This is a genomic window from Brevibacillus sp. SKDU10, assembly GCF_001645205.1.
In the GTDB taxonomy this organism is placed as follows: Bacteria; Bacillota; Bacilli; order Brevibacillales; family Brevibacillaceae; genus Brevibacillus_B; species Brevibacillus_B halotolerans.
In genome coordinates this window covers 100,640-126,549 of record NZ_LSSO01000180.1, presented here as the reverse complement: position 1 = coordinate 126,549, position 25,910 = coordinate 100,640, and the positions used below count along the sequence as shown (strand labels likewise).

The window sequence follows — 25,910 nt, the reverse complement described above, 5'->3', positions numbered from 1 at the left end:
ATGCATGCCCTACTCCGCATAACGTTTTAAAAGAATGGTCGCATTATGCCCACCAAAGCCAAATGTGTTAGACAAAGCATATTCTACCTTTGCCTCTCTCGCTTTGTTTGGTACATAATCCAGATCGCATTCCGGGTCAGGGTTCTCTAAGTTGATGGTTGGAGGTAAAATCTGATCACGCAGAGCATAAGCTGTCGCCATCGCTTCGATAGCTCCTGTCGCTCCCAGCAAATGACCTGTCATTGATTTGGTAGAACTCACAGCTAGCTTGTAGGCGTGTTCACCAAACAGGCTCTTAATTGCTTTTGTTTCAGCCACATCACCGGCTGGAGTAGATGTACCATGTGCATTGATGTAGTCCACTTGCTCTGGAGATACACCAGCATCCTTTAACGTATTTAACATACAGCGTCGTGCACCGTCCCCATTTTCATCCGGAGCAGTAATATGGAACGCATCAGCACTCATGCCATAGCCAACTACCTCGGCAATAATGGTTGCTCCGCGCTGTTTAGCATGCTCTAGCTCTTCCAAAATCAATACTCCAGCACCTTCACCCATAACAAAACCATCTCGACCTTGATCAAAAGGGCGACTTGCCTTTTGTGGCTCGTCATTGCGAGTAGACATTGCCTTTAATGAACAAAATCCAGCCATACCCATCGGACGAATTGTCGCTTCTGTACCACCTGTAATCATAACATCAGCTTGACCGAACTGAATGAGACGGAAAGCGTCACCAATTGAATTCGTACCTGTTGCACATGCAGTGATTGCACTCGAGGTTGGACCCTTTGCACCTAGCTCGATAGAAGCAATTCCAGAAGCCATGTTAGCGATTAGCATGGGAATAAAGAACGGACTAACGCGACGCGGACCCTTCTCCACCAAAATTTGATGTTGTTCTTCCCATGTACTAAGTCCACCTATTCCTGAACCAATATAGACACCGATACGCTCAGCATTCTCCTCAGTAATGGTCAAATTTGCGTTTTTCACTGCTTCCTTCGCTGCTGCTAGACCAAACTGCACGAAACGATCCATCCGACGTGCTTCTCGTTTGTCCATATATTGTTCGGGATCAAAATCTTTAACTTCTGCTGCAATTTTTGTAGGATAATCGGTTGGGTCAAAATTCTCAATCCGGCTGATCCCTGATTTACCTGCAAGCAGGTTCTTCCAAAGAGTTTCTGGGTCTTTTCCAAGTGCGGTTATACACCCAAAACCCGTAATGACTACTCTACGTCTCATGTTCATTCACCTCTATATAAATCAGCTTGCGCATCCTAGCTTAACATTATTAGTAACGTATCGTTTGTTGAAAAAATCACTTATTTGCGTAAAGGGAGAAGCCCCGTCGAAACGGAGCCCCTCCTTAGCGATTACTTGTGGGAAGATATGTAATTAACTACTTCACCCACAGTAGTAATTTTTTCTGCATCTTCATCAGAGATCTCTAGGTCGAACTCGTCTTCTAATTCCATAACAAGCTCAACAACATCAAGGGAGTCTGCCCCTAGATCTTCTTTGAAAGAAGCTTCCAACGTTACTTTATCTTCGTCTACGCCTAAACGGTCAATGACGATTTTCTTTACACGATCAAGAATTTCTGCCACTTACTTCACCCCCTCTCACGTATTATACGGGATGTCCCTTGTAAAAACCAGTTTACATATACATACCGCCGTCTACATGTAAAGTTTGACCTGTCATGTAGCTAGAGGCATCAGATGCTAGGAAAAGTGCCACACTAGAAATTTCGTCAGCTGATCCAAGACGGTTAAATGGAATCTGTGCTAAAATTCCGCTCTTAACGTCTTCCGGTAGAACATCTGTCATATCAGTGTCAACAAATCCTGGAGCAATAGCGTTTACCTTAATGTTTCTGGAAGCGAGTTCACGAGCAGTGGTTTTGGTTAAGCCAATGACTCCAGCCTTGGCAGCCACATAGTTAGCCTGTCCTGCGTTACCCAATACACCTACAACCGATGTAATATTGATAATGCTTCCACTGCGCTGTTTCATCATTGGACGAGTCAACGCTTTTGTCATATTAAATACGCCTTTTAAATTAACGTTGATAACCTCATCCCATTCTGACTCTTTCATGCGCATTAAGAGATTATCTCTAGTAATTCCTGCGTTATTTACGAGAATATCGATTTTTCCAAAGCGCTCTAGTGCTTCTTTTACCATATTCTCCGCTTCTTCCGTATTTCCTACATTGGCGCGAATCATAATTGCTTCACGACCCAATTTTTCGATTTCGGTTACTGTTTCCTGAGCTTTCGCTTCGTTTCCTGAATAATTAACGATGATATTGGCTCCAGCTTCCGCATATTTTAGTGCGATGGCACGACCGATACCACGAGAAGCCCCTGTAATCAAAGCTACTTTACCTTCTAACATTAACATGCTTCTCCTCCTCCAACGAATTCAGTAAGTGAATCCATGTCTTGCAGGCTAAAGATTTTTATGTTGGCTTCTTTTGGTGCAATTTTTTTCACCAAACCAGCTAATACTTTTCCGGGACCGATCTCAATAAACATAGTGACGCCTTGCTCGATCATCCAAGCAACTGAATCCTCCCAAAGAACAGGAGAAGATACCTGTTCAACCAAGCTCGTAGCAATTTCGCTAGAATTCGTCACAGGACGTGCTGCAACATTCGTCACTACTGGTACATTGGCATCGTTTATTTCGATATCTGCTAAAACAGCCTGTAAAAGCTCAGCGGCTGGTTGCATCAAGGAAGAATGGAAAGGTCCGCTAACATTTAGTGGCATGACGCGCTTAGCGCCCGCTTCTTTTGCCAGTACTCCTGCTTTTTCTACACCTTCAGCACTACCTGAAATGACAATTTGCCCTGGGCAATTCATATTTGCAAGCTGAACAGGGTATCCGGCTTCGGTAACTTGTTCACATATGCTTCGCAACTTTTGGCGATCCATATTAAGCACGGCCGCCATAGCTCCTTGACCAGCAGGCACTGCTTGTTCCATATATTGTCCACGTGCACGCACGGTTTTTACAGCATCGGTAAAGCTGATTGCTCCTGCGGCTACCAGTGCAGAATATTCGCCCAAACTGTGTCCTGCCACGAAATCCGGCTTCAGATCAGGGCATTTTTCTTGTAAAACCTTAAGAACAGCAACGCTCATGGTCAAAATAGCTGGCTGCGTGTTTACTGTCAAACGCAGCTCCTCTTCAGGTCCTTCGTAGCAAAGATGTGAAAGCGAGAAACCTAGTGCTTCATCCGCCTGACTAAAAATCGCTTTTGCCGCTGATGATTCTTCACATAACTGCGCTCCCATTCCAACAAACTGAGAGCCTTGTCCTGGAAAAACAAATGCTAGTTTATTCAAATCCATTCGACTCCAATCCCTGTGTACTTCGCATTATTCGTCGTTTTGCTCACGTGTGCACCATGTGAGCAGTGCTGCTCCCCAAGTCAAGCCGCCACCAAAGCCAACGAGAATAACATTGTCTCCTTCTTTAACTCTTCCCTCTTGGATAGCTTCATCCAACGCAACGGGAATAGAGGCAGACGACATATTTCCATAGCGATCTAAGTTAATTACCACTTTATCCTCTGACAAACCAAAACGTTTCACAGCCGAATCAATGATACGTAAATTCGCTTGATGTGGTACCAAAAGATCGATTGCTTCCTTTTCTAGTCCTGCTTTTGTTAACACTGTTTCAGTTGCACTGTTCATTACACGTACAGCAAATTTAAAAACCTCGTTGCCAGTCATGGTCAAATAGTGCATTTTGTTCTCTACGGTTTCTTTTGTAACTGGGTAACGAGAACCGCCACCTGGAAGAGTTAGCAACTTAGCACCTGATCCATCCGCACCTAGGTCAAAGGCTTTAAAGCCCATTCCCTCTGGAACAGGACCAAGAACAGCCGCTCCTGCGCCGTCACCAAACAGAACGCATGTATTACGATCTTCATAGTTTGTGATTTTGGATAATGACTCTACCCCGATAACCAGCACATAACGATACATGCCGTTCGCGATAAATTGTGTAGCAGTCGTCACCCCGTAAATGAATCCAGTGCATGCTGCGGAAAGGTCGATAGCCGACGCTTTCTTAGCACCCAATCTTTCTTGTAATATGCATGATGTAGATGGAAAGGAATGGTCTGGAGTTACTGTTGCCACAATAATCATGTCAATGTCTTCAGCACTGATGTTTGCCTTGTTCAGCGCTCTCACGGCAGCTTCATAGGCTAGGTCTGAAGAAGCTTGATCTTCCGCACAAATTCGACGTTCACGAATCCCTGTACGAGAGGTAATCCATTCGTCAGAGGTTTCCACCATCTTTTCCAAATCGGCATTACTTAACACTTTATCAGGTGTATAGGAGCCTGTTGCCAGGATCCCTACAGGACGTAATCCATTCATTCTTTTTCCCCTTTTCCGCTATGATCGATCTGTAGCTCCTTTAAGATGAGCTGATTGACATCAGACTTGCAAAAACGCGCCGCTGCTAGCAGGGCATTTTTAAATGCTTTTGCATCGGATGAACCATGCGCCTTAAAGACAGGTCGTTTCAATCCAAGCATCGGAGCACCACCGTACTCTGCATAGTCCATGCGGTTAGCAAAACGTTTTAGACTTGGCTTTAAAATGGCAGCAGCCAGTTTATTCATGAAGGTTGAGGTAAGCTCACGCTTCAACTGAGAGAAAATAGCTAAAGCCGTTCCCTCTGTGTTTTTCAATAAAATGTTGCCAGAGAAGCCTTCACATACTAGTACGTCGCAAGCATCCTCTAGTAAATCTCGCGCTTCTACGTTCCCAATAAAATGTACCGGACTCTCCTTTAGCAAGGGAAAGGTGCTTTTAGCCAGTTCATTCCCTTTTGCTTCTTCTGTACCGACATTCAGTAGACCAACGCGTGGCTTTTTTATGCCTAACACTTTTTCTACATATAGGCTACCCATAATAGCATATTGCACGAGGTGTTGGGGTTTAGCATCCATATTGGCGCCAACATCAAGCACCAATGTAACTCCACCCTTGATTTTGGGAATCATCGCAGCTAGAGCCGGACGTTCAATTCCCTTCATGCGTCCCGTAATCAATAAGCCCGCTGTCATCAATGCTCCGGTGTTGCCAGCAGAAATGACCGCCTCTGCTTCCTCTTGACGTGCTAGTTCTACTGCTTTTACTAAAGAAGAATCTTTTTTACGGCGCACAGCTTTGACCGGTTCTTCATCTGTTGCTATTTTTTCTGTTGTATGTAAAATTTCAATATTAGATGGACGGGGTGTAGGCAGATAGCTGCCAATAGCTGATTCATCCCCAACTAAAACAATTTGTAAGGAGGGTTCAACAGCGATAGCCTCCAAAGCGCCTTCTACGGCACTGCGGGGTGCATGATCGCCCCCCATGGCATCAAGTGAAATACGCAAGTACAATTCCCTCCTGTTTTTTCCTGACCTTACTACTCACGGATACGAAAAACCCTAAACGTAGCAGTAAACACATTTTCCCCTTGAACCTTCGTTTCGACGCGCACCTTGCTTTCGTCCCCTTCCGTAGAACGAACCACAGCCTTAGCAACCAGCTTCTCGCCTTGCTTCACAGGCCGAATAAAACGCATGCGGGCTGTAGCCGTTAAAGCAACATCCGCGTCGATAACAGCAACCGCCAGGGAGTTTGCTTGAGCAAAGATATAATGCCCACGAGCAATCTGTGTTCGAGTAAACACATGCTCCTCTGTTATTTCTAAGACAGAAATTCCATAATCATCCAGTTGCAGATCTATTACTTCGCCAATCACCTCTTCAATTCCTAGTGATTTGACTGGATCCAAACTTTTCTCTGCAACGGATTTAATCCGTTCACGTAATTCCGGTATGCCTAGCTCTAAACGATCCAGCCGTATTGTTTGGATGCTAACATCAAACATCGCGGCCAAATCTTCATCCGTAGCGAATGGATTTCGTTCTAGACTATCCACGAGCTGTCTTTGACGATCTCTCTTAGCTATGCGAGCGATTTTCGGCACCCCCCTTAGCTTTTTCTATCTATGCTTACGAGTTGTTTTTAATACCAGGTACTAAATTAGTATACGGGAGGAAGGCCATTTTTACAACCCTATTCATAAAAATAACGTAATCCGTTAGATTTTCCCGTTTGAATAGAAAAAAAGCAAGGTGATCACCTCACCTTGCCTCTTACTTATTGAACCACTTTCTTACCTTTGTAAGTTCCGCAGCTTGCGCATACGCGGTGAGCTAGTTTGTGTTCGCCGCAGTTATCGCATTTAACCATACCTGGAATCTCTAATTTGAAGTGCGTACGACGCAATCTTTTACGAGTTTTGGAAGTTCTACGTTGAGGTACTGCCATCTTCCTTACACCTCCTTCGAAGTCAAAATGTCTGAAGGTTCCCCATATAGAAACTCAAGGCATAAAGCCGTAAGTGAAATGGTTATCTGTGGAACCGATGTATGTGGGTTAGGACTAATTCACAGGAATCGACCAACCCGTTCAAAAATGAAGCAATTCATCCAAAGAGAAGCGCTTCATCTTGAAAACAAGCTTATTCTTCTGCTTGAATGAAGAATTTCTTTAGGGCTTCTAAACGCGGATCAATACGTTCTGTGGAACAATTGCATGACTGTTCATTGCGGTTAATTCCGCAACTCGCGCACAGTCCCTGACAATCCTTGGAGCACAATGGGAATGCTGAAATTGACAACAGGAAGTCTTCTTCCAGGAACGGGTCCAACTCGATCTCTTCGCCAGTCACCTGATGAATATCGCTATCCTCATCAAATTCGATATCGGATGTATTCGGCGCAAAGGTTTCAGAAAAAGGAATCGAAAGCTGTTCCGTGTACGGTGTCAAGCAACGCGCACAAACGAACTTAGCTTCTGCTTGTATTTCTCCCTTGATATAGATTAAGCCACCGAGCTCCATAGCCTCTCCTGTAACAGTAACAGGTGATAAGTCTCGAATCTCTTGATGACGCTTCTTTAAATCCTGGGAATCCAAGTTTGTTTGAAAAGGAAGTGGTTCTCCTTTTCTGTGGTGCAATTCTATTAATTTAATATTCATGTTATCACCTCATGCACAACAAAGATGATTATAGCTTTTGCCTACATCTTTGTCAACCTATTTTCCTTGACACCTTATCGGCTGCAAATAGAATTTGCCAGAACAAATGAACTTGTCTACACTACCAGTACAGATAGGTTCTGGTAGAAAGGATGTAGTTTTTACAAATGAAATCAGTGGGCCTTATAGTAGAATACAACCCTTTGCACAATGGACACAAGCTTCATTTTGCATTAGCGAAAAAAATGACAGGAGCTGATGCCTGCGTCGCCGTCATGAGCGGCAACTTTTTACAACGAGGTGAACCTGCCATCGTCTCGAAATGGGCTCGTACGGAAATGGCTCTGCGTTTAGGTGTTGATTTGGTAATTGAACTCCCTACACTCTTTGCCACCTCGAACGCTGAGTTGTTTGCCCATGGCGCGGTCTCGCTGTTAGATCGCATCGGAGTAGTTGATACGCTATGCTTTGGTTCGGAGTGCGGAGACATTAGCTGGATGAAACAAGCGGCACAGCTGCTCGCGCATGAAGCACCTGAATTTTCTCATTTACTAAAAGCAGGGTTACGCGATGGTCTTCCTTACCCTAAGGCATACGCTGAAGCGGCTCACACGTACCTCACCGATCACGGCATTCACGGCGCAGCTCTCGATCAACCAAATAATATACTCGGTTTTAACTATCTCCTATCACTGGCTAGGTTAAACAGCAAAATTGTACCTGTCACCATCCAACGTCAAAAAGCAGGCTATCATCAAGAAACAATCACAGACGAGCAGATAGCAAGCGCTACCGCTTTGCGAAAAATATTGACAGAGCAACAGCAAAATATAGAAGCAGTCACCGGATACGTACCGAGAGCTACTGTAGATGTGTTGCAACGTGAACGACTTTCTGGACGTTGTCCTATGACGTGGGAAAATTTCGCTCATCCTCTATTCCATCGTCTGTTACAGCTCACTGCACAAGAGCTTGCTACGTATCATGAAGTAGAAGAAGGAATGGAATATCGGCTCCTTGAATCGGCACGGCGATCAAAAACAGTTGCACAGATGATTACCTCTGCTAAAAGTAAACGATATACGCAAAATCGCATTCAACGTATGTTGCTTAACGTGCTACTCGATGTGAAAAAAGAACAGATATCTGCTTTCAACCTCCGCCATGGCGCCTCATACGCCCGTGTACTTGGGTTCAGCCAGAAGGGAAGAGAATTACTTCAGCAGGCTAAACAAAAAAGTGCAATCCCCCTCTACACGAATGTAAGGGACGGATTGCACCCTATGCTTGATGTTGATATTCGCTCAAGTGCTTTGTACCGTTTGGCTCATTCGACTCAAATCGAGCAGCCCTTTTTGGAAGAATATCGCCGGATTCCTTTACAAATCACACCTGAGTAAGAGAAGTAGTTTCTTTTACTCTGTTCCCTTGGGCTTTAGGTGTTGAAGGTATTGTAGTGCATCATCTACCGTTTTTACTGGAACAATACGCATAGAGGTATGAATACGTTTCGCCGTTTCCACCGCTGCTTCATAGTTTGATTTATCGCCGCTTGTATCGTTTGGCGCAAAGAAAATTTCTGCTCCTGCGGTATCAGCGGCGATAACCTTGTGATTGATACCACCGATTCTTCCTACAGTACCATCGGAATTCATTTCACCCGTTCCAGCAATACGATAGCCACGCGTGATATCGATTTCTGGACGCAATTGATTATAGATTTCCAAGGTAAACATTAAGCCTGCGGACGGCCCACCAATATTATTAGCGGCAATCGTAATTTTCTTATCAAATAGGATGCGCTTTTGATCCTGCGGTGTAATACCAAACCCAGCTCGATGGGATGTTGCTCCATTGTTTTCGGGTAATTGCGCCAGAATCAATTCGGCCTGTTCTTGTTTTCCATCCCGTTTAAATTGTAGTTGAATAGCATCGCCTGCCTTCTTACCTTCCAATAAGAGGAATAGATCATTCTTATTTTTAACCGGCTTGTTGTTCATCGAGGTAATGACATCTCCCACCTTTAACACGTTTTTAGCAGGAAAGCCATCCATAACAGACAAGACTAACACTCCTTGATCCTCCATTTTGACTGGATAGCCAGCTTTTTTCAGGGCGACCGCTTCTGCAACCTGCTGAGATCGCTGCATCACCAACAGCTCTCGTTTTGCATAATCCTTATCGCTTTCACCCTGCGCTGTAATAAATTTATCGGAAATAAGATCAGCATCCTTAGAAAATTGTGCATATAGATACGTTAAAGGTGTTGCTCGGGACATTCGTACAGTGGTCAGCATAAATGTGCCCTTCTCATCCTTTACGCCGCCTTCTACGGTAATCATAGGCGAAAGCTCTTTAGCCGTTCCAGCGCGCTGTACATAATAAGGCATAGGTATATAGGTACTAATGACCACCAGAATCATAATGATCATAGCTGCCAGGACGGCTACATTCCGTTTATTAGTTCGTCTTAAGCGCTCGTTCGATTGATTTTCGTTTTGCATCTGTTTCCTCCCAATTCTTTATCATCTCTTTAATCTGATCAATATGCTTTCGAGCCGCTATCTCTCCTAATTCGACAATCGAATCTATTTGTGTAAAAGACAAGCTACCGATATGACCTACCTCTGGACGGATCACTAAATCTGCTGATAGCATCCTATGGCGCAAAATTTCACGTTCCATTACATCTATCGTTTGAGCAATCACATCAAAGATGCTTGATACTTTCATCTTGGTGTCAAAATTCGCTACATCAATGGCCAGAACTAGATCAGCCCCCATTTCTTTCGTAACCGTTATCGGCACTCGATCAATTACACCTCCATCCACCAGCATTCTGCCATTTACCCGCTCTGGCACAAAAATTCCTGGCATAGCAATACTGGAACGCACAGCAATATCTACAGGTCCCTCTGTAAAAACAACTCGCTCTCCCGTCTCTATATCAGTTGCTACAATTGCTAAGGGAATTTGAAGCTCTTCAATATTTTTGCCATGAGTTAATAAGCGAATGATTTCTTTTATCTTTTGACCAGCTACCAATCCCATATGAGGGACCACTAAATCTAACCAGTGCTTGCGCTTTAAATTTATTGCCAATTTCTCCATCATGTCTGGTCGAATTCCATTTGCATAAAAGGCCCCTACCAAGCTCCCCATACTGCTTCCTGCTATAAAATCAACAGGAATATCATGCTCTTCAAGTACCTTTAGAATGCCGATATGAGCAAATCCGCGGGCACCACCCGCTCCAAGTGCTAAACCAATGGTTGGTCGTTTCTTGTCTGTCATAAAAAACGCCTCCTCCCCTCAATCATATGAAAACAGCCCACTTCTCCATTCATTTTTTAGCTAGTAGAGAGTATGAATAGTTTGTACCTCTCCAACGTAGACATGTACTAACGCTTACATCCGGGAGGGTTATATGTCGCATCGTTCTCCTTATCTCACAATTAGTTTAGCGATTTTGTCGCTCCTTTTGGTTTTCGTACTTATTATTAATCCGGAGCCTTCCTTTCAAGCTGCCGTTCGCGGCTTAAACATTTGGTGGGAAGTCGTCTTTCCTGCTCTTCTCCCCTTTATATTTGTATCGGAGGTTCTGATGGGAGTTGGTGTTGTTCATTTTATCGGGGTATTACTGGAGCCACTGATGCGTCCTCTATTCAATGTCCCTGGTACAGGAGGGTTCGTGCTGACAATGGGGTTCTCTTCCGGCTATCCAGTCGCAGCCAATCTAACTACGCGTTTACGAGAGAAAGGCCACATTACAAAAGTTGAAGGGGAGAGGCTCGTTACCTTTGCTACTACGGGAGATCCACTTTTTGTTATCGGTGCAGTAGCCGTTGGTTTTTTTAACAGTGAACAGCTCGGATATGTAATCGCCTTTACCCATTATAGTGCTGCAATCCTGCTTGGCATGCTTTATCGTATGTACTCCCCTGTTTCCCCCATTACAGCGATTTATGAAAAATCACAGCATCCCTTACTCTACCGGGCCTTACAAGCTATGCATCGTGCCAGACTCAGTGATAATCGCCCCTTTGGCAAGCTAATGGGAGATGCCGTGCAATCCGCTCTACAAACCCTAATGGTGGTCGGGGGCTTTATTATCATGTTCTCGGTCTTGCTTCAAATGATGCAGACCGTTGGCATTACCAGCTTCTTAAACCGGGTTCTCTTTTTATTGCTGGGCCCGTTTGGATTTACAGATGCGATGGGTAAGGCTGGCTTGGCTGGGTTATTTGAAGTAACAATGGGTGCTCAAAATACTAGTGAAATTCAGGATATCTCTATGATGGTCAAAGCAGCTATTACCGCTGCCATCATATCTTGGGGCGGTCTGAGCGTCCATGCGCAAATTGCAAGCATTTTAAGCAAAACGGATATTAGCGTGAAGCCTTATCTCATCGGGCGGGCTATCCATGCTATTTTTGCAGCGGTGTTAACCATCGTGTTCTGGAAACCACTTACGATCATCACGCAAAATGTAAATACAAGCATCCCAGCATTTTTACCTAGCGAGCACTTACTTCAGGCTAAATCGTGGTGGCTTATTTTTTCTCAAATGAGCACCATTGCAGCTTGTATCGCAATTGTCTTATTTTTAATTTGTTTTTTATTGCACAAGCTTTGGAAGCAATAATGACCTAATATGTATACAAATAAAGGAAGGGTAAGAAACCCACGTTCCTTACCCATTTATTGAAACCTTCCCCTACAGGCCGGCTAGCAACCATTTCTAGCTGTTTCCCTGCAATTCCTGAAACTTTAACCGCATCGATTGCTCTACAATCGGGGGCACCAAATCAGTTACATTGGCATCATACTTGGCAAGCTCCTTTACGATGCTTGAACTCAAGAAAGAATATTGATTATTCGTCATGACAAACAGTGTTTCAATCTCCTCGTCCAGCTTGCGATTAATAGAGGCCATCTGCATTTCATATTCAAAATCAGATACTGCCCGTAAGCCCTTTAACAAGACCCGAGCCTCTTTTCTTTGCATATAATCAACCAACAAGCCATTAAAGGTATCTACTTCTACATTAGAATACTCGGCTGTTACTTCGCGTAATAATGCCATGCGCTCTTCTAATGTAAATAACGGCTTTTTATTTGAATTAACCAGTACAGCCACAATAACCTTGTCAAAAATTTTAGCTCCACGCTTAATGATATCTAGATGCCCATACGTGACCGGATCAAAACTGCCTGGGCAAACTGCTATTCTCATGCTAGGAATCTCCTTCCACTATATAGCGATAAATAGTAACTCTCGTATCTCCATAAGTAGAGCAACGAAATTGCTCACACATTCCAATCTGTTCAGGTAAAGTTAGCTTTGCATCATGCTCGGTCACAATCCAAGCATCAGCGGCTACTATATGTAGTTGTTGGAGTAGTTCAATCTCTTGCTCAAGCTTTTGCTTTGCATAAGGAGGATCAAGAAATACTAAATCAAATTGCACCCCACGAGTAGAAAGTACCTTAAGGGCACGTGCTGAATCAATTTTATAAACCTCTGCCTGCTCATTCAATCGCAATGTTTTAAGATTTTGTTTGACCGTGTTAAAAGCTTTGTTGTCACTGTCTACAAAAATGGCCTTTGCAGCCCCACGACTAAGAGCTTCAATCCCTAAGCCTCCTGTCCCTGCATATAGATCCAACGCCCATTCTCCATCAAAATATGGTCCGATCATGTTAAAGATGGATTCCTTTACCTTGTCTGTTGTGGGCCTTGTGCTTGTACCAGGCACGGCAGCTAGCGGACGACCTCTATGTTCTCCTGAAATCACTCTCATTTTCTTCACCTAACTTGTATACATATCCGTTGTCACACTTTTTTTGTGAGACAGTAGTTTTCATACTACCATATAGGAAGGAAAAACGTAAAATTTTCAATCCAAACGATAAAAAATATAAATCAGAATGTATAACTTACCAGTTTGCTGGTAAAAATGTGTTACAAGCGATGCTATGGTGTCGCTGACAACCGCGGAGAAGACTTACGTTTCCCCATAAGCTCTTCCTCCGGTTTCTCCTCTCCCATAATTGAAGTCAGTTCAGTTGACACCTCATGTAGATAGGAGCATGAAGGTGACAGGTTTCCCTCGTGGAAACAGCTTGAATGACTGCCTCACTCTTTTTAAGAAGAAGTGAGGTATTTTTTTGTCCAAAACAGAGATATTAGTAAACGTCCCCATTCATAAAGAATAGAAGGAGAGAACCAGCATGGCTGCTAAAAATCCATCAGAACGTAAGCTCAAAGCCTCGAAAGCTCAATCGCAGGCGGATCGCACTGGTGTTGATATCGAGCGTGCCCGCGATATGCAATCGGAAGCGGATCTTCTTGATGCCAAGAAACATAACCAATAAATATTGTTGACGTCCCAAAAGTTACATGCCAATACATCATGCCTCCTTGTGGATACTACTTCTATAAGGAGGCGTTTTTTATGCACACCGTTTGGAAAGGTTCCATTAGTTTTGGTTTAGTGAATATCCCTGTTCGTATGTTTACAGCAACAGAAGACCGCGATATTCGTTTTCGTCAATTGCATAAGGAGTGTCACACGCCCATTCGGTACTCCAAGGTTTGCCCGACCTGTGACCGTGAAGTAGCTTCCGATGAAATCATAAAAGGATACGAATATGAAAAAGGTAATTTTGTTATGATTCAAGACGAGGATTTGGACAAAATCGCCCCAGAAACGAAACGGGCTATTGAAATTGTCGATTTCGTTCAACTGTCAGAAATTGACCCCATTTACTTCGATAAAAGCTACTACCTCTCTCCACAGGAAACAGGGGAAAAGGCTTATTCCCTCTTACGGGTCGCTTTGGAGCAGACTGGTAAAATCGCAATTGCTAGAATCACCTTGCGGAATAAAGAAAGCTTGGCCGTATTACGTATATATCAAAATGGTATGGTGTTAGAAACGATTTTCTATCCAGATGAGGTACGCTCCTTAGCTCAAGTACCAGCTCTCCCTCAAGCAGATGCACCACTAGTCGAGAGTGAGCTAGCTATGGCCATTCAATTAGTCGAAAGCATGTCTCGTCCCTTCCACCCTGAACAATACCAAGATACGTACCGACAGCATCTACAAGAGCTCATTACGAAAAAGCTGGAAGGTAAAGAGGTGGCAACAGCGCCTTCCGCACCACGCGCTAATGTCATTGATCTCATGCAGGCATTAAAGGAAAGCCTGGCGCAAGCTGAAGCACCTGAAGGCCTGGCACCAAAAGAAACAAATGAGAATCGTGACATCGTGGAACGATATCCTGAGCCGCGGCCTATTGCTCAGAATTCCAAAAAGAAAAGCAAAGCATCTACAACTGCGGCTACAACTAAGCTATCCCCTGATACAAGCACTACCAGTGTAACGAAAGCCTTGCGACGAAAGAAAACACAGACACCGAATTCGTAAATCATAACGAAAAAGCTGAGGGCCCAGCTTGTTGCTCTCAGCTTTTTCATTTTTACTTTCTAGGGTAGCTAGTATGTCTATAATACATCCTTAATTGGAGCTTCTAAATCCATTGGCTCAACAGGCGACTCAAAACGCCCCACTACCTTCTCTTCTCGATCCACTAAAAATTTCGTGAAATTCCATTTTATAGAGTCATCCGTCAATGTCTCAGGAACTTTTCTTGTAAAAACATATGTAAAAGTCGGCCAGATGCCTGTGAATAAGTAAGACCTTGCCTTTATAACGTTCTAATGACACCGTTTCCTCATGCATTGTTTGTACGGAAAAATTAAAAATGCTCAAACGAATCACCATCCTCCCTTCTACATTATAATCATTCTAAATAAATTACGGCAATTATTTTTGCACTTTCATACACTTTTGATCCATTTACAACGTAACATTGTTATGTTACGATCATTTGCACAAAGTAAACTACTTATCTTTATAAAAGGAGGTCACCCAGATTAATCAGGAATTGCTTTCAAAAAAACAATTGCTAGAGCAAACCGGAATCTCCTACGGCCAGCTTTACCGCTGGAAACGTAAAAATTTAATTCCCGAGGACTGGTTTATTCGTAAGTCAACCTTTACAGGGCAGGAGACTTTTTTTCCTAAGCAGGAGATCCTGCATCGAGTGAACAAAATTCTAAGTCTGAAGGATGATCTGTCACTAGATGAGTTGGCAAATATGTTCTCTCCTATTCCTTTAGATCATGCAATGGATAGACAAACGATCCTTTCTCGAAACATTGTTACACAAACTTCACTTGAGCTATATGAGGAATGCTTTGCCAAGCAGCAGGAATACTCTTTTGAAATCGTCTTGTCCTTGTATGCTGTTGATCAATTACTGCTCAGCGGTGAGTGTAGTCGAGAGGAAGCCAAAACCGTTCTGCGCACCTATGCAGCTAACTATGCTTCCTTACAGGGGAAAACGGCAGAGCTCATTCTTGTTAGAAAAATGGGCGTATCCATCTGTTTAATCACACCATCCCCTGAAGAACTATTTTGGGAAGAGCATGCTCGAATTGTTGCCCGTCTTTCTCTTCCTGTTTTACTTGAAAATTTGAAGCAGAAATGGGACATACTCAAGGAGGAATTGTAAATGTCAAGAAAAGAACCCGATGATCTCGTAATCAATGGTTCCATGAAAATACCCGGAGGAACTTTTCATTCTGTCAAAATAGCTGGCAGTGCAAAAATCACGTCTGATCTTGCATGTAAGGAATTTTCTTGCGCGGGGCATGCTACGGTGGATGGAGATGTTGAGTCTGAAACCTTTGTCGTTCGAGGCAACTCCTCGGTTCATGGAAACGTAGAAAGTCAAATCTTGAAAATTAGTGGTAATACAAAAGTCAATGGTCAGGTTAAAGGTCAGGAAATTAACATTGATGGCAGTATTTTGGTTGATGGCTCCTGCCATGCAGAAGAGATGAGAGTACGTGGATATACTAAAATTGCAGGTGATTGTGAAGCAGAGTCCTTTCAGACGTATGGCTGCTTTCAAATAGAAGGATTACTAAATGCGGGACGAATTTATATTCAGCCAAGCGGTGAATGCAGAGCAAAAGAAATAGGCGGTGAGCATATAGAAGTAAAACGACGCGGCTCCTTCCTCCCTTCCCTGCTTCGCCCGTTTTTTTCCAACAGTCTAACGACACATATTATCGAAGGTGACGATATTTATTTGGAAGACACCAAAGCCACCATTGTCCGCGGCAATCATATCACCTTAGGTCCTGGATGCGACATCCAGCTAGTAGAATACAAAACGAGTCTTATTTGCGATGATAAAGCAAATGTGAAGGAAAAAGTTCAGCAACAATAAGAACTGTTAAGAAAGCGATCTATACATCCAATCATTCCATTGTTATGAGGTGGCATATGAACCCAATCATCCCATTTGAACCAACCATATGTGAAAGCATTCCTCAAGGCTCTGAATGGATAGCTCAGATTAAATGGGACGGCGTTCGCATCTTAACATATTTTGACGGTCAACAGGTTCAGCTATTTAACAGAAGAGGCAATGAAAGAACCTGGCACTACCCTGAAATCACAAATATGGCTACGTATAGTTCAGCCACTTCCCTCATTTTGGACGGTGAAGTGATTTCCCTTGGTTCTACAGGAAAACCATCCTTTCATGAAGTAATGCGTAGAGATGGAATTCGCCGTCTTGAAAAGGTATCTCAACTAAAATCCCAGGTTCCCATTACTTATATGATCTTTGATATCCTATTTGTTAATGGGGACTGGGTCAATCATCTTCCCCTACACGATCGAATGGAACTGCTGCAGCAGTGGATCGAGCCTTCTGAGCATATTCAGCTGGTAACCAGTCATCCCGACGGACATGCACTATATAAGGTTGTACAACAACATCAATTAGAGGGCATTGTTCTAAAAGATCTAACAAGTAGCTACCTTATCAATGGAAAGGATAAGCGTTGGCAAAAGAAAAAATACTACCGTGATCTGATTGCTGTTGTAGGCGGTGTTACGTTTCGCGATCAGGTGGTCAACTCACTTCTATTAGGACTCTACACACCCGATGGTCATTTACACTATATTGGTCATGCTGGTACAGGAAAACTGACAAACGCAGATTGGTTAGCATTAACACAGGGTATCAAGCCGCTCCTTCAAAAGGAGATGCCCTTCATGAATCGACCCGATCGGTATAAGGATGCCAGTTGGCTTTCACCTGAACTAACGGTAAAAGTGCATTTTGCTGAGTGGACAAGCGGTTTAACATTGCGACAACCAAGTATTCAAGCCTTTGTTGATGTACCAGCTCAGTCATGTCGATTTGATGTGTAATATTTGCTGAAATTCCTCCAAAGCCATACTCTTATCTAGTATTGATCAGACTCGAAAAGATGTATCTTATTCTCTTCCCAGCAAATTTTATAAAGCCTGAGGCTAGTTCGTCGATTAAAATGCCACCAAATCCTGAAAGAAATACAGGTTTTCGTTATTCCCCATCTTGATCATACGACTACAAGAGCATAAGCTTTTTGATCCGGACAAAAAAGAAGCGGACTCTGTGAAGCAAATACAGAAATATCGGGAAGAATAAGGCACATCCGAATAGCAGGAGGTGTATATTCCTTGGCGATTGCTGCGAAAGAGTATCGTTTAGATATCGAAGGAAAAGAGCTAGTTATCACCAATCCCGATAAGCCTCTTTGGCCTAAAGCCGGCGTAACCAAACTCATCTATTTACAATATCTCATACAAATGGCTCCTTATTTGCTCCCTTATACAACTGATCGATTTTTAACTGTGATTCGCTATCCGCATGGAGTCGAGGATAAATCGTTTTATCAAAAAAATCTTCCAGATTATGCACCAGAGTGGATTCCACGTGCTGTAGATGGCTCTGTCACCTATGCATTGTTAAATGATACTGCCACATTGATCTGGATGGCCAATCAGGCTGTATTAGAATGGCACGTTGCTTTTCATACCTATCAACAGGAATGGCCTACTGAGTTGGTTTTTGATCTTGATCCGTCCACTCCCGAATTTAGAGATGCAATAGAAGCTAGTTTGTATCTAAAAGAGATTCTGGATGAGCTACAGCTCAACAGCTATCCCAAAACATCGGGGGCCAGTGGTATCCAAGTGTATATTCCTATTCATCCAGGCTATGCTTTCGAACAAACTCGAAAGGTAGGAGAATTTATTTGTAACTATCTGACGCAAAAGTATCCTAAAACATTAACCATCGAACGTCTAACGAAGAATCGAGGAACGAAGTTATATCTCGATTACTTACAGCATTGGCGCGGCAAAACATTACCCGCTCCCTACACCACCAGAGCCAAAGAGCTAGCAACAGTCTCCGCCCCTTTAAGCTGGTCGGAAATAGAGAGTGTACATCCCAGTGATTTTACCATCCACACAATGCCTGAACGGGTCAAACAAAAAGGAGACTCATTTCTTCCCTTACAACAGCGAGAAAATCGATCTACTTTAGACCATATTTTAGATATATTAAGCTAAGACATATACGGATTTTTTGTTCCAATCCTTATCTTGATAGAAAAACAGCTTTCGTGAGAATGGAGGAGGAAATACGTGTGTATTCTATGTTATACTTTCCCCATGAGTAAACATGAGGAGGAGATTCACTTTGTATGATCCGATTGCCTTTTCCATCGGAAGCTTAGATGTCCATTGGTATGGACTTATTATGGGGACTGCTTTTTTGGTAGGAACATATCTCGCGCGTTATAATGCCAAGCGCTCTGGTATAGATCCCGATCACATTTTAAACATGGTGGTCTGGATTATTCCTGCCGCTATCGTTTGTGCTCGTCTTTATTACGTAGCCTTTGAGTGGAGCACGTATAAAGAGAACCTGCTCGATATCTTTAAGGTCTGGAATGGTGGTCTGGCAATCCACGGAGGACTCATTGGCGGATTTATCGCTGGTGCTTTGTATATAAAAAAATACAACCTGCCTTTCCTTACATTAGCAGATGCTATGATGCCTAGTGTTATCTTGGGTCAAGCCATCGGTCGTTGGGGTAATTTTATGAATCAGGAAGCACATGGGGATGTAGCTTCTGCCGCATTCATGTCTCACTTCCCTGCCTTTATCCGTGAACAAATGTTCATCCAAGGTCAATACTACCATCCTACTTTCTTGTATGAATCCTTGTGGAATATACTTGTCGTTGCCCTCTTATTATTGATGCTGTACCAGTTCAAAAAATTTGATGGACAAATTTTAGGCAGTTACCTGATTTTATACTCATTTGGCCGTTTCTTTATTGAAGGAATGCGTACAGACTCCTTGTATCTCGGACCTTTACGCATTGCCCAAGTAATGAGCCTTGTTTTGATGGTTGTAGGCTTCATTGTACTAGTTTACTGCTATCGTAGACAAAAAAAGATCGGTTCCAAGCAAAAAGATAGTATGTAGCAAGACCCAAGATAAAGCACTCTGTCCCAGTAAAAGGGGCCGGGTGCTTTTGTTATTTGCAGAAGAGCTGTTACTCGTTTAAAAAAAATAGAAACAGGTCATACTGGATATACAGTCATAATCGACTGGCATTTCTGATAAGGAAGGTCTGAAAAAATGACTATTGAACTGTTAGAAGAATATTTAGATCACGTTGTAATTGTGCATTATCAGCTAGCCGACACTTCGAATACGCTCCCCGCTCATCATACAGAAGAAGGGCTACTTTATGATTTTGACAGTGCTGGAATCTTGCTATGTCAAAAAAATCTGTGTTATATTCCATTTCATTCCATCCAAAAAATAGAAATAAAAGCTAGGCCCACTCTCTGGCAACGCTTAACAGGAGTGTCCTAGCTTTTAGCTTGTAGTCTTACTATTGTTACATTTTATAAAAACACATCAAGAACACGATAGCTGACAGCAGCTAAGAGAGCTACTGATGGAAGAGTAATCACCCATGTGAAAACGATACGTCCTGCAACCCCCCACTTAACAGCAGAGAATTTCTGTGAGGCACCTACCCCCATAATAGCGGAGGAAATAACATGAGTGGTACTAACCGGCAATTTCAGAATCGTAAATAGAGTAATGATAAACGCAGAGGAGATATCAGCCGAAAAGCCGGAAATCGGCTTGATCTTCATAATCTTTCCACCTAGCGTTTTGATAATTCTCCATCCCCCAACAGAGGTTCCGAATGCCATGGCAAGAGCGGCTGACACCTTCACCCATAGCGGGATATCTGTTGTTGTAGCGAAACCACCTGAAACCATTGCAAAAGTTATGATTCCCATCGTCTTTTGTGCATCATTTGCACCATGGCTAAATGCTTGCCAGGAAGCAGACAGCACCTGTAAGTAACGGAAGCCTCTGTTTGTCTTGTGATAAGGCATGTTAGCGACGATTTTGGAAACAAGTTTAATAACAATAAAGCCAATTACAAAGGCAATGAGCGGAGAAAAGATCAAACCTTGAATGATTTTGATAAAGCCACCATAATTAACCGCACTAAAGCCTTCAGCTCCAACCACCGCACCTGCAATTCCACCGATTAATGCATGGGAGGAAGAGCTAGGAATGCCGAACCACCAAGTAATCAGGTTCCAAAGAATTGCAGCCACCAAAGCTGCAAGAACTACCACTAAACCATTTTCTAGCTGAAATGGATTAGCAATATCGCTGCCAATCGTTTTGGCAACACCCGTATAAGTCAGCGCACCGACCAAGTTAAAGATTGCAGCCATGAGAATGGCCGTACGTGGGCTTAGCGCACGAGTTGACACCGAGGTTGCAATTGCATTGGCTGTATCATGGAATCCGTTGATAAAGTCAAAGCTTAAAGCCATAATCACCACAAGAATAAGGATGATTAGTTCTGGCGACAGATTAAGCATTCTTCAGCACAATCCCTTCAACCAGATTAGAGACGTCCTCAGCAAAATCAGCACAGTCTTCCAGTTTTTCATATATCTCTTTCAGCTTAATCGCTTCAATTGGGTCTTGCCCTGGTGTATTCAACAGCTCAGAAACCATTTTACGATAGTTCGCATCTGATTCATGCTCAAGTGCTTTAATATCCTTTGCGATACCCTCTACTACGTTATGATCCAGCTTACGTAGAGTGCGAATCAATTCAATTAGTTTAGAGGTTAGCTGGTGTAGGATATTTGCTTGAGCTAGAACACGCTTGTCTACTTGTTTTACCTGGTAGAGATACATGCATTCTGCAGTACCATCAATCAAGTCAATAACGGAATCCAGTGTATGAGCCAACGCATGAATATCCTCACGTTCCAACGGTGTGATAAATGTTGAGTTCAACTGGTTCATTATTTGACGAACAACAGCATCGCCTTCTTTTTCAACTGCTTTAATTTCAGCTACTTTCTCCTGTAAATTTTGGTAGTTACTAACCATTTCAAAAAAGAGATGGGAACCTTTATGTACAGTCGCAGCTTGCTGTTCAAAAAGATCGAAGAATGTTGTTTTGTTAGATTTGATCATGGAAGAAATCTCACTCCTTCAGAATTATCACCTCTACGATTATATAAAACATGGTTTTCTACGTAAATTGATTTATAGTCAAAATTCGACAAAACTATGTTAAGTTTTTGTAAAGATATTAATAAGATTTGATAAACCGCTAGATGACAGGGTTTTTAGCGTTTTTATTTTTTATTTGTTTGTAAAAAAATCATTTATTTCCTCCATAAAAATTAAACAAAAACATACTCTATTTACATTTATTGATAATATATACATTAATTAACTGGTAGCATTTAGATATTTTTTGACATTTGATAGCAAATTGTTAACAAAATGTTTGCTTGCCAAATACATAGGTCATTTGTATCAGATGCTCCCCAATCTTTTTTCGTCATCAAAAAAACCAGGGGTATCCTGGTTTCATCTTAGCTCTTTTCTATTGTGTACGTTGTTACATACATTCATGTATATGTGTTCAATGAAGTGGAATGTGGTTGGTGTCACGATGCCAAAATTTTATCTCCCCGCCCACTGGACCACTATATAAGCAATCACGTTGTTTTTTAGCTTGGTACATAATTTGGTCTGCATAGGCAGTAAGCTCCGTAGCTGTAGCAGCATGATCGGGATAGGAAGCTACCCCTATACTAACTGTCACTTCGCCTACTTCCTGTCTAATTTTGTTCTGTAAACGCAGACCTACATCCACTCCTACCTCTAGGCAGGTATCCGGAAGCAGCACCACAAATTCCTCTCCTCCCCACCGTCCAACTAGATCATTTCCCCTCACATTTTCACGTAAAAATCCCGCAAAGCGCTGCAAGAGCCTATCGCCTTCCAAGTGACCATGTTCATCGTTGTATTTTTTAAAATGATCCAGATCAATGACCAGTAATGTGACTGAATATTCGTTGATTTTCGCTTTTTGAATTTCCCTGTCCATCATTTTAAAAAACTGTCGATTAACCAGAACTTCTGTTAGTGAATCATGATGAGCCTGTTTTTTATAGTCCTCAAGCTTTTTTCCATAATAAAAGCCGCATGCACCTTGGAGAACCGCTAAAAAAAATGGAACATAGACAGATTGAAAAGAGACCTGAGAAACGGCGCCAAGCCACCACCATAAGCAACCGAGCAGAAATCCAATACCTGCTCCTCTATATCGATATCTCAATTTGATACCTCCCTCAAGCCGGACGCTGTTTCATAAAAATCAGAAGTAAATCTTAAGAACCATATTCTCTAGTTCATTTTACCCACTGATTCTGCTCATTTCAAGCTGTAACATTTCCAAATTGCACCTAGAAAAAGGATGCATCTATGTTTTTTTCCAAATTATAGGTAAGTGATGATTTAGGTCCAATTACTCATCCTTTGATGCAACGTACTGGTATGTAGTTCTAGCATAATCTTATCGGGATCATGAAAATATACGCTTTTGCCCCCTCCACGAAAAATGGGGCCTTTTACTAGCATGATTTCCCTCTTACGTAGCAGATCCACTGCCATGTCAAAATCCTCCTCGTTTATATAGAAGGCACAATGATGAAGGTGCTGTTGCTCAAGTTTAATCGGAAATATTTCCGGCCTCTCCAATAGGCATATCCAAGCACTTCCCCATTCCAAGTATGCATCTGTTCTGCCTTGATGAACCATTTTCATTTGCAATTTCTCACAATAAAAACGTAAAGATTGTTCCAGATTTGAGACCTGTAGAGTGATATGACTAAAGCCTATAACTCCTATATTTCCAGATGAATTTGCCTGTTCATTCATGTTTTTACTCGCTCCTTATCATCATTTCATTTCCAATGATACTCCTCTTTAAATTGAAAAACCCTAGCACGAATCTAATAAACCCCTTCTACACCTATGATTTTTGCTACAAGCATTTTCATTACCGAAGGAAATATACTGATAAAACATACTATCCTTTTCGCTTTTTCTTTTCTATTTCCTTAGACATTACACGAAAGCAACGTGTGTCTTGCTTTGACGAAGCTTTCTATCTGTGGTTATATAAAAGGAAAACGCTTTTTGAATGGAAAGGACCCTGTTTATGAACCCTAGCTCGTACTTAGCTGATGTATGTAATAGTTTAGGTCATAATCTTCATCGAATTGGTCAGCTTACCCGTGAGGAAACGAATAAGGTATTAAAGCCTTACGATCTCACCCCTGAACAGTGGCAAATGCTTGCTGTCTTATATAAAACAAATGGTGTTACCCCAACAGAACTAGGGGAGATTACCTTACGTGACAAAACGACTATCTCTCGAATTTTGCCTGGATTATTTAAAAAGGGATTTATTTATAAGGAAGCACATCCTCAAGATTCCCGTAGTTATGTGGTTAAGCTAGTAGATCAGTATCAAAGTATGGTAGAAGAATCATTAATGAAAATCCGAGAGCATTATCAAACTAGTTTTTTTGCCCCTCTATCAAAAGATGAGCAACAGCAATTATTACAGTTGTTAGTTAAATTACGTAAAGGTGTAGGCGACTTGTAAGCATTAGGCTTCATGCCGCTTACAGGCATTATTTCCACGGAAATGATGCCTGTACTTTTTATGAAGCTTTTTATGACAGAAAAAAAGAGTAAGATTCGCTTGATCGTAAGCCTCTTACTCTTTTGATACACATATAGGTTTGTCATTACTCGGCATACAACAGCCTCTTTACACGCAATTCCAATTCAAGCATTGAAAACGGTTTTGACATATAATCGTCTGCCCCTAACGACAATCCTTGAATGATATCTTTTTGACTATTTCTTGTTGAAAGCATTATGATTCTCATCTTACGCAATGCTTGATCTTGTCGAATGATCTGCAACAAGGAAAATCCATCCATTTCAGGCATGATTCCACCTAAAATACAAAGCTGTGGTCGCTTTTTCCTCATAGCTTCCAGCGCCTCTTTCCCATCTATGGCTTCTACGATATCCACTTCTAAATGTGCAAGCTTTGTTCTTACGATTGAGCGAATCATTTGATCATCGTCAGCTATAAGCAAGCATTTTTTCTTTTTTGCTTCCGGCTCATTCTCAGGCTTGCCCAGTTCCAGCTTGGCTCTAACAACTTGGTTACGCCCTTGGCGCTTCGCCTTGTACATAGCCCGATCCGCTAGCTCCAGCCATTTGTGCTGCGGCATTATATGGTCCCAATCAGCAACTCCTGCCGAGAACGTAATATGAAAATCTCGGCCATCTATTTGTAATACAGGAGATTGCTGTAGCTGATCTCGGATTCGCTCTAAAACCATTGTAGCCTGCTCAGCAGACGTTCCAGGGAAGGCGATTACAAATTCCTCGCCTCCATAACGCGCTAATATATCTGTTGCACGTAAGCTTTGCTGTATTTTATGTCCCACCCCTTGTAATACTAGATCACCAATATGATGTCCATAAATATCATTAATCTTTTTAAAATAATCGATATCAAGAAAAGCTATAGATATGGGCTCCTGTTTCCTGCGGGTTTGAGCCAGTTCTACCTGCAACTGATGATCAAAAGAGCGTCGATTGTTCACCCCTGTTAATGGGTCACGAAAAGCCATATGCTCATAGTACTGAGTTCTCGTAAGCAGGCGGTAGATACAGGCCTCGAGTTCCTCAAAATGGAAGGGTTTGGTTACATAATGGTCCGCTCCCATCCGATAACATCTAATCTTATCCTTCCTATCCTTTTTTCCAGATAATACGACCAGTGGAATCCACTTTAAGACGAGATCATTTCTTACATATTCAAAAATCTCATACCCAGACTGAGGTTGCATCGTTAGGTCGAGCATGATTAAATCAAAGGTTCGCTCACATAATAATCGCTTCGCCTCTTCCGCACTAGTAGCCTCTTCCACAAGATATCCCTCTTGAGAAAGGCGCTTGAGTAGATAGGCTCGCAAAACCTCATCGTCATCAATTAAAAGCAATCGATATGCTTTTTTATTTACTAGCCGATCCTCCTGCATTTGTTTCTCTTCCTGTACCGTTTCCACGTGACTAAAGCTCAGTTCCATTTTTAATTGACTAATTAGCATATGAGCTCTCTGAAGCTGTTGAGGAGTCAGTCTTTTTTCACAATCCGTTTGTGTCCATTCAAATTCCTTTATTAATAAATCAGCTACGTTGCCAATTGCCGCTAAACCATAGATAGAGACATTCTCTTTCCAAGTCTGAGCCATGTGGTAAATGGCTTGAGCTGACTGCCGATTTTGTTCATAAACATATTGCTCCAGATACTGCTCTATACGATTTAGTTGATTTGTTAATCCTTGCAAAAATAACTTATATGACTTATATAATTGTTTTTGATTTTTATTCATACTCATGGCAACATCTCACATCCATTTCCATCCACTCCCGCTCCCCCATCATTTCAAAGCAACAATCAT

Annotated in this window: 29 protein-coding genes; 11 read left to right on the top strand and 18 right to left on the bottom strand. The window is 42.3% G+C overall.

Annotation, left to right across the window (positions count from 1 at the left end; all coding sequences use genetic code 11):
• Nucleotides 1–9 precede the first annotated feature (9 nt).
• The 9 genes from fabF to AYJ08_RS17190 all read right to left on the bottom strand — a co-directional run bounded on the left by fabF (nt 10) and on the right by AYJ08_RS17190 (nt 7,077).
• Nucleotides 10–1,251 (bottom strand): beta-ketoacyl-ACP synthase II, encoded by a 1,242-nt coding sequence (gene fabF / locus AYJ08_RS17230; protein ID WP_031413633.1) that lies wholly within the window; start codon nt 1,249–1,251, stop codon nt 10–12.
• A 131-nt stretch (nt 1,252–1,382) separates the two neighbouring features.
• A complete protein-coding gene (acpP, locus tag AYJ08_RS17225) occupies nt 1,383–1,616 on the bottom strand; it encodes an acyl carrier protein (protein WP_003336866.1) in 234 nt (77 codons plus the stop codon).
• Between the two features lie 52 nt (nt 1,617–1,668).
• Entirely contained in the window at nt 1,669–2,409 is a 741-nt protein-coding gene (fabG, locus tag AYJ08_RS17220) for a 3-oxoacyl-[acyl-carrier-protein] reductase (RefSeq protein WP_197490738.1), read from the bottom strand.
• Nucleotides 2,409–3,365: an ACP S-malonyltransferase gene (fabD, locus tag AYJ08_RS17215; protein WP_064018756.1), complete on the bottom strand. Its 957-nt coding sequence runs from the start codon at nt 3,363–3,365 to the stop codon at nt 2,409–2,411. Before fabD ends, fabG begins: the two co-directional genes overlap by 1 nt.
• 33 nt (nt 3,366–3,398) lie before the next feature.
• A complete protein-coding gene (locus tag AYJ08_RS17210; protein ID WP_031413629.1) occupies nt 3,399–4,412 on the bottom strand; it encodes a beta-ketoacyl-ACP synthase III in 1,014 nt (337 codons plus the stop codon).
• Nucleotides 4,409–5,422, bottom strand: a complete 1,014-nt coding sequence (gene plsX / locus AYJ08_RS17205) for a phosphate acyltransferase PlsX (RefSeq protein ID WP_064018737.1) — start codon at nt 5,420–5,422, stop codon at nt 4,409–4,411. Before plsX ends, AYJ08_RS17210 begins: the two co-directional genes overlap by 4 nt.
• Nucleotides 5,423–5,454: 32 nt before the next feature.
• The gene (fapR, locus tag AYJ08_RS17200) at nt 5,455–6,021 is read right to left on the bottom strand and encodes a transcription factor FapR (protein ID WP_031413627.1); all 567 of its coding nucleotides are present in this window, start codon (nt 6,019–6,021) and stop codon (nt 5,455–5,457) included.
• A gap of 173 nt (nt 6,022–6,194) precedes the next feature.
• The gene (gene rpmF, locus AYJ08_RS17195; protein WP_018670782.1) at nt 6,195–6,365 is read right to left on the bottom strand and encodes a 50S ribosomal protein L32; all 171 of its coding nucleotides are present in this window, start codon (nt 6,363–6,365) and stop codon (nt 6,195–6,197) included.
• Between the two features lie 193 nt (nt 6,366–6,558).
• Complete coding sequence (locus AYJ08_RS17190; RefSeq protein WP_003336859.1) at nt 6,559–7,077, bottom strand: YceD family protein; 519 nt, start codon at nt 7,075–7,077, stop codon at nt 6,559–6,561.
• Between the two features lie 167 nt (nt 7,078–7,244).
• Between AYJ08_RS17190 and AYJ08_RS17185 the strand changes: the two genes are divergently transcribed.
• Complete coding sequence (locus AYJ08_RS17185; protein WP_064018736.1) at nt 7,245–8,477, top strand: nucleotidyltransferase; 1,233 nt, start codon at nt 7,245–7,247, stop codon at nt 8,475–8,477.
• Nucleotides 8,478–8,492: 15 nt separating this feature from the next.
• On the opposite strand, the gene AYJ08_RS17180 is transcribed toward AYJ08_RS17185, so the two are convergent.
• Together AYJ08_RS17180 and AYJ08_RS17175 are read right to left on the bottom strand one after the other, a co-directional pair.
• The gene (locus AYJ08_RS17180; protein WP_064018735.1) at nt 8,493–9,581 is read right to left on the bottom strand and encodes a SepM family pheromone-processing serine protease; all 1,089 of its coding nucleotides are present in this window, start codon (nt 9,579–9,581) and stop codon (nt 8,493–8,495) included.
• Complete coding sequence (locus AYJ08_RS17175) at nt 9,538–10,371, bottom strand: patatin-like phospholipase family protein (protein ID WP_064018734.1); 834 nt, start codon at nt 10,369–10,371, stop codon at nt 9,538–9,540. Before AYJ08_RS17175 ends, AYJ08_RS17180 begins: the two co-directional genes overlap by 44 nt.
• Before the next feature lie 133 nt (nt 10,372–10,504).
• On the opposite strand from AYJ08_RS17175, the gene ylbJ reads away from it, so the two are divergent.
• On the top strand, nt 10,505–11,722 hold the full coding sequence (gene ylbJ / locus AYJ08_RS17170) for a sporulation integral membrane protein YlbJ (RefSeq protein ID WP_064018733.1): 1,218 nt from the start codon (nt 10,505–10,507) through the stop codon (nt 11,720–11,722).
• A 96-nt stretch (nt 11,723–11,818) separates the two neighbouring features.
• Here ylbJ and coaD read toward each other — a convergent pair whose 3' ends face one another.
• Both coaD and rsmD read right to left on the bottom strand, forming a co-directional pair.
• The gene (coaD, locus tag AYJ08_RS17165; protein WP_003336854.1) at nt 11,819–12,313 is read right to left on the bottom strand and encodes a pantetheine-phosphate adenylyltransferase; all 495 of its coding nucleotides are present in this window, start codon (nt 12,311–12,313) and stop codon (nt 11,819–11,821) included.
• 1 nt (nt 12,314) lies between these two features.
• Nucleotides 12,315–12,881 (bottom strand): 16S rRNA (guanine(966)-N(2))-methyltransferase RsmD, encoded by a 567-nt coding sequence (rsmD, locus tag AYJ08_RS17160; protein ID WP_064018732.1) that lies wholly within the window; start codon nt 12,879–12,881, stop codon nt 12,315–12,317.
• Between the two features lie 430 nt (nt 12,882–13,311).
• Between rsmD and AYJ08_RS24075 the strand changes: the two genes are divergently transcribed.
• The 8 genes from AYJ08_RS24075 to AYJ08_RS17125 all read left to right on the top strand — a co-directional run bounded on the left by AYJ08_RS24075 (nt 13,312) and on the right by AYJ08_RS17125 (nt 19,887).
• Entirely contained in the window at nt 13,312–13,455 is a 144-nt protein-coding gene (locus AYJ08_RS24075; protein WP_197490727.1) for a hypothetical protein, read from the top strand.
• Nucleotides 13,456–13,535: 80 nt separating this feature from the next.
• Nucleotides 13,536–14,510 carry a non-homologous end joining protein Ku gene (ku, locus tag AYJ08_RS17155; RefSeq protein ID WP_064018731.1) on the top strand — a complete coding sequence of 325 codons (975 nt, stop codon included), beginning with the start codon at nt 13,536–13,538 and terminating at the stop codon, nt 14,508–14,510.
• 520 nt (nt 14,511–15,030) lie between these two features.
• Nucleotides 15,031–15,660, top strand: a complete 630-nt coding sequence (locus AYJ08_RS17150; protein WP_082891010.1) for a YhbD family protein — start codon at nt 15,031–15,033, stop codon at nt 15,658–15,660.
• Nucleotides 15,661–16,383, top strand: coding sequence for a polymer-forming cytoskeletal protein (locus AYJ08_RS17145; protein ID WP_064018729.1), 723 nt, complete (start codon nt 15,661–15,663; stop codon nt 16,381–16,383). It abuts the gene before it with no gap.
• A 56-nt stretch (nt 16,384–16,439) separates the two neighbouring features.
• Nucleotides 16,440–17,378 carry an ATP-dependent DNA ligase gene (locus AYJ08_RS17140; protein ID WP_064018728.1) on the top strand — a complete coding sequence of 313 codons (939 nt, stop codon included), beginning with the start codon at nt 16,440–16,442 and terminating at the stop codon, nt 17,376–17,378.
• Between the two features lie 291 nt (nt 17,379–17,669).
• On the top strand, nt 17,670–18,566 hold the full coding sequence (gene ligD, locus AYJ08_RS17135; RefSeq protein ID WP_064018727.1) for a non-homologous end-joining DNA ligase: 897 nt from the start codon (nt 17,670–17,672) through the stop codon (nt 18,564–18,566).
• A 130-nt stretch (nt 18,567–18,696) separates the two neighbouring features.
• Nucleotides 18,697–19,491, top strand: coding sequence for a prolipoprotein diacylglyceryl transferase (gene lgt / locus AYJ08_RS17130; RefSeq protein WP_064018726.1), 795 nt, complete (start codon nt 18,697–18,699; stop codon nt 19,489–19,491).
• A gap of 156 nt (nt 19,492–19,647) precedes the next feature.
• Nucleotides 19,648–19,887 carry a hypothetical protein gene (locus AYJ08_RS17125; protein ID WP_064018725.1) on the top strand — a complete coding sequence of 80 codons (240 nt, stop codon included), beginning with the start codon at nt 19,648–19,650 and terminating at the stop codon, nt 19,885–19,887.
• Nucleotides 19,888–19,919: 32 nt separating this feature from the next.
• Here AYJ08_RS17125 and AYJ08_RS17120 read toward each other — a convergent pair whose 3' ends face one another.
• The 4 genes from AYJ08_RS17120 to AYJ08_RS17105 form a co-directional block, all read right to left on the bottom strand.
• Nucleotides 19,920–20,927: an inorganic phosphate transporter gene (locus tag AYJ08_RS17120; RefSeq protein ID WP_064018724.1), complete on the bottom strand. Its 1,008-nt coding sequence runs from the start codon at nt 20,925–20,927 to the stop codon at nt 19,920–19,922.
• Complete coding sequence (locus AYJ08_RS17115; RefSeq protein WP_003336841.1) at nt 20,920–21,537, bottom strand: DUF47 domain-containing protein; 618 nt, start codon at nt 21,535–21,537, stop codon at nt 20,920–20,922. The genes AYJ08_RS17120 and AYJ08_RS17115 overlap by 8 nt, the downstream gene beginning before the upstream one ends.
• 457 nt (nt 21,538–21,994) lie before the next feature.
• Nucleotides 21,995–22,693 (bottom strand): GGDEF domain-containing protein, encoded by a 699-nt coding sequence (locus AYJ08_RS17110; RefSeq protein WP_064018723.1) that lies wholly within the window; start codon nt 22,691–22,693, stop codon nt 21,995–21,997.
• A 179-nt stretch (nt 22,694–22,872) separates the two neighbouring features.
• Complete coding sequence (locus tag AYJ08_RS17105; protein ID WP_064018722.1) at nt 22,873–23,295, bottom strand: VOC family protein; 423 nt, start codon at nt 23,293–23,295, stop codon at nt 22,873–22,875.
• A gap of 283 nt (nt 23,296–23,578) precedes the next feature.
• Between AYJ08_RS17105 and AYJ08_RS17100 the strand changes: the two genes are divergently transcribed.
• Nucleotides 23,579–24,028, top strand: coding sequence for a MarR family winged helix-turn-helix transcriptional regulator (locus AYJ08_RS17100; protein ID WP_003336836.1), 450 nt, complete (start codon nt 23,579–23,581; stop codon nt 24,026–24,028).
• 145 nt (nt 24,029–24,173) lie between these two features.
• On the opposite strand, the gene AYJ08_RS17095 is transcribed toward AYJ08_RS17100, so the two are convergent.
• The gene (locus AYJ08_RS17095) at nt 24,174–25,847 is read right to left on the bottom strand and encodes a GGDEF domain-containing response regulator (protein ID WP_064018721.1); all 1,674 of its coding nucleotides are present in this window, start codon (nt 25,845–25,847) and stop codon (nt 24,174–24,176) included.
• Nucleotides 25,848–25,910 lie beyond the last annotated feature (63 nt).